5 protein-coding genes and 1 pseudogene are annotated in these 3665 nt (G+C 67.0%); 3 read left to right on the top strand and 3 right to left on the bottom strand.

The window, feature by feature from the left end; genetic code table 11:
• Positions 1 to 30: 30 nt before the first annotated feature.
• Complete coding sequence (locus tag IBL25_RS27740; protein WP_456315888.1) at positions 31 to 474, bottom strand: ATP-binding cassette domain-containing protein; 444 nt, start codon at positions 472 to 474, stop codon at positions 31 to 33.
• On the opposite strand from IBL25_RS27740, the gene IBL25_RS27150 reads away from it, so the two are divergent.
• The gene (locus IBL25_RS27150) at positions 397 to 774 is read left to right on the top strand and encodes a transposase (RefSeq protein WP_367615689.1); all 378 of its coding nucleotides are present in this window, start codon (positions 397 to 399) and stop codon (positions 772 to 774) included. The genes IBL25_RS27740 and IBL25_RS27150 overlap by 78 nt on opposite strands.
• Before the next feature lie 32 nt (positions 775 to 806).
• Entirely contained in the window at positions 807 to 1295 is a 489-nt protein-coding gene (locus IBL25_RS27655; protein ID WP_367615690.1) for an IS3 family transposase, read from the top strand.
• On the opposite strand, the gene IBL25_RS25020 is transcribed toward IBL25_RS27655, so the two are convergent.
• Positions 1182 to 2825, bottom strand: coding sequence for an IS1182 family transposase (locus IBL25_RS25020; protein WP_187781169.1), 1644 nt, complete (start codon positions 2823 to 2825; stop codon positions 1182 to 1184). The two genes, IBL25_RS27655 and IBL25_RS25020, sit on opposite strands and share 114 nt — an antisense overlap.
• A gap of 49 nt (positions 2826 to 2874) precedes the next feature.
• Between IBL25_RS25020 and IBL25_RS25025 the strand changes: the two are divergent.
• Positions 2875 to 3351, top strand: a pseudogene (locus IBL25_RS25025) (IS3 family transposase); the annotation flags it as partial.
• Here the strand turns inward: IBL25_RS25025 and IBL25_RS25030 are convergent.
• Positions 3309 to 3665: iron chelate uptake ABC transporter family permease subunit (locus tag IBL25_RS25030; RefSeq protein ID WP_187781170.1), on the bottom strand; the 357-nt coding region annotated here is incomplete at its 5' end. The pseudogene IBL25_RS25025 and the gene IBL25_RS25030 overlap by 43 nt on opposite strands.

A 3665-nucleotide genomic window follows, 5' to 3' on the forward strand; every position in this document is an offset into this window, starting at 1 on the left:
TGGCAACTTCACCCCAAACCGGGTCAGGTCTCAGTGGCAATCAACAGGCACGCCATAGATGCTCTGCAGCGTCTCCGCCCGCATTATCGCGCTCGCCTCGCCGCGCGCGATCAGCCGGCCGGAATGCAGCGCGACGATCTCGTCGCAATAGCGCGCCGCCATGTTGACGTCGTGCAGCACCAGGATGGTGCCGATGCGCCGCTCGCGGCTCAGCCGCTGCACCAGCGCCAGCACCTCCACCTGATGCGCGATGTCGAGCGCCGAGATCGGCTCGTCCAGCAGCAGGCAGCGCGCATCCTGCGCCACCAGCATGGCCAGCCAGGCGCGTTGCCGCTCGCCGCCAGACAGCGTGTCGACCTGCCGGTCGGCGAAGCCCTCTGGAGTTGACCCGGTTCCGTGGACACCGACACGCTTTCGATGGAGGTGTTCCCCATGGGCAAGACCAATCCCCCCTACGCGCCGGAGTTCCGGCAACAGATCATCGAGTTGGTTCGGGCCGGGCGTGATCCGGCGAGCCTGGCGCGGGAATTTGAGCCCTCGGCGCAGGCGATTCGAAACTGGGTTGCCCAGACCGATCGCACGGAGGGCCGACGAGAGGCGAGGTCGGCGTCGGCCGCAAATGGCGAGGCGCTGACTGGGGCCGAGCGCGACGAACTGGCGCGCCTGCGGCGCGAGGTACGGCAGCTCCGGGTGGAGCGCGACATTCTCTCTCGCGCTGCGGCCTGGTTCGCGCGCGAGACCGGAGCGATCCCGTCCGGGTCTTCCGGTTCATGAGCGCGAACCAGGCCGCCTTCCCGATCGCGACCATGGCTCGCGTCCTCGGCGTCTCCCGAGCCGGTTACTACGCCTGGGCGGCCCGTCCGGCTTCGGCTCATGCGGAGGCGGATGCTGCGCTGCTGGAGCGGATCCGGACGGTCCACTCAGCGTCGCGGGAGATCTATGGCGCGCCGCGGGTCCATGCCGAGCTACGGGCCGGAGGCGAGAGGCACGGCCGCAAGCGGATAGCGCGTCTCATGCGAGAGGCCGGGATGACTGGCGTCAGCCGCAGGAGGGGTGGCCCCGTGACAACACGCCGTGACCCGAAGGCGCGCCCGGCACCGGACCTCGTGGACCGCGACTTCTCCGCCTCCGGCCCGAACCGGCTGTGGGTGACGGACATCACCTTGATACTGTCGGCGAAATCACACCGCCAAGGCCATGAAGCGTGTGACGCGAGTGCTGCTGCGCGGCACTCCTGCCAACCACTGGACTGCTCGCAAGGCGTTCATGGCGGCGCCCGTGCATGCTTCCTGTAGATCGGTCTTGGCCAATCCGATGTAGCGGCTTCGTCGCATGCCAAGCGCGCGCACGCCCTGCGAGAGCGTTCCCTCGATACCGGCCCGTATGTGATAGCGTTGCTGCCAAGCCGGGTCGTGCATTCGCGCGCGAGCTGCGTTCAGCGCTTCATATTCAGGGCGAGGATGGAAGTAGACGGAACGTCGGGCCGCCTTGGCTGGCGTGCACAGCGTCCGGGCGGTGCAGGCGCCGCAATCGGTGCGGCTGAATACGGCCTGGATGCGTGGCGCGCCGACCTCGTCGAGCCCAGCACGCCAGGTCACCGACGCCTTACCCTGTGGGCAGGTGACCTGCTCGTGTTCCCAGTTGATGGTGAAGTGGCGCTGCTCATAAGCTTGCTCTTCCTGGGTTCGCCGCCTCGCCATGCCTCGCACCGGCCCTTCGAGCGAGACACCATGGTCGCGCTGGCTGCCCACGAGCAGTGCTGCATCAACGTAAGCAGAGTCCACGAAGTGCTCTGAGGGCAGTAGCCCTTTGGCAGCCAGGCATTCATGGATCTCTGCCGTGCTTGCCATATCCGGCTGCATCGCAGGGCAGGTCTTCACATGCGTGATCAGATGTGCCGTATCCGCGTCGCAGGTCTCGGTCACGTGCACCTTATAGCCCGACCATTCCATCTGCCGCTTGGTGCTGTAGTGCATCTCCGGGTCATAGGGAGACTGCAGGCGCTCGCCGACTGGCGGCAATTCCTTGCCAGAACGCCAGCGCGGGCGGCCGTTGTCGCGCGCATAATGGATCCGCCACACATCACGTAGCGTCTGGACCATTGGGATCTCGCGCGCCGCCAACGGGGCCCCGGCTCCATCCAGCGCATCGAGCAGGAAGAACCCGTCGGCCCCGACCTCCAGGGCGAGTGCTTCCCGTTTCTCCTGGCTTTTGGGCAGGCGGTAATCCTCGATGCGACGGGCATAGCGCTCGAACCAAACAGGCTGGGCCGTTTTGCGCAGCCAGTCGGGCACCACAGCCGCCAGGTCATCCAGCGTGGCCCGGAGCGTCTCGGCCACCAATTCGAGCAGGTGCAGGTCATGCACTGCGGCCAGTACGTGGGTGCTGTCGGTCCGCTGTCGGCCCCGAGCCTTGACCAAGCCGTGAGCCTTGAAATGGTCAAGCATCCGGTCCAGGAGCAAGTGCTCCGCCCCGCCCGTCACCAGGCGCGCCCGGAACTCCGTCAGCACGCTGAAGTGGAAGCCGGGGTCGGTGAGCTCGAGCCCGAGGGCATATTTCCAGTCGATCCGCGCCCGCACGGCATCGGCAGCCTGGCGATCGCTGAGATGCTCAAGAAACTGAAAGACTGTCACCAGTGCCAAGCGCCAAGGGGCGAGGCCGGGCTGCCCACGATTAGGGTAGAGCCGACGGAAGTCCTCGTCCCCATAGAGGGCGCTGAACTCATCTCGCAGCCGCGTTGCAACGGTTCCCCTGGGGAAGGCAGCGCGGGCAATGCGCAAGGTCTCGGGCGGGATCTCGCCAATCGGCGTCGGGTGCAGGCTCATAAAGGAGCTTTGCACACCCAATCGTACCCAGGGAATTCGCCGACAGTATCTCACCTTCATTCCCACGATAGCGGGCTTTCTATATCTCGCGGTCGTGCTGGACGCGTGGTCGAGGCGCATCGTCGGCTGGTCCATGGCGAACCATCTGCGGACCGAGCTGGTGTTGGCCGCACTCGAAATGGCCCTGGGGCAGCGACGGCCCGGTGACGTCATCCTGCATTCGGACCAGGGATCGCAGTTCACGTCGCTCGCGTTCGGCAATCGCTGCCGTGAAGCAGGCGTCCGCCCGTCGATGGGCTCGGTCGGTGATGCCTACGACAACGCCATGTGCGAGAGCTTCTTCGCCAGCCTCGAATGCGAGCTCCTCGACCGCCGCCGCTTCGCCTCGCAGGCCGAGGCCCGCATGGCCGTGTTCTCGTTCATCGAGGGCTTCTACAACCCCCTGCGGCTCCACTCCGCCCTCGGCTACCGCTCACCCGTCACCTATGAGAAGGAGCACGCCAGCACCGCCCCTGCGGTCCCCTGATCACCAAACCCCTCAACCGTCCACGAATGCGGGTCAACTCCAACTCCAATGCCGAGCACCTTGGGACTCGCCATCGGGTTGCCCGAAAGCCGCTGCAGCACCGCGCCGGCGAGACCGAGCAGCACCCCGGCCGCCATGGCGCTGGCCAGGCGCGGCCCGCGCCAGGGCAGCATGGCGGAGAATTCCGGCGGCCCGGCCCATTCCCATCCCGCCATGCCGCGGCCCAAGGCGAGGCCGATGGCCAGCACCGGCAGCAGTGCCAGCGCCAGCAACAGCAGCGCCCGCCCTGGGCGCAGTAGGCGAGGCGCGCCGCC

Source organism: Pseudoroseomonas ludipueritiae, assembly GCF_014490445.1.
GTDB classification, from domain to species: domain Bacteria; phylum Pseudomonadota; class Alphaproteobacteria; order Acetobacterales; family Acetobacteraceae; genus Pseudoroseomonas; species Pseudoroseomonas ludipueritiae.

Bases quoted from the DNA above. Each gene is read 5' to 3' on its own strand.
- IBL25_RS27655 (WP_367615690.1), top strand. From the start codon at position 807: ATGGCTCGCGTCCTCGGCGTCTCCCGAGCCGGTTACTACGCCTGGGCG.
- IBL25_RS25020 (WP_187781169.1), bottom strand. From the start codon at position 2,825: ATGAGCCTGCACCCGACGCCGATTGGCGAGATCCCGCCCGAGACCTTG.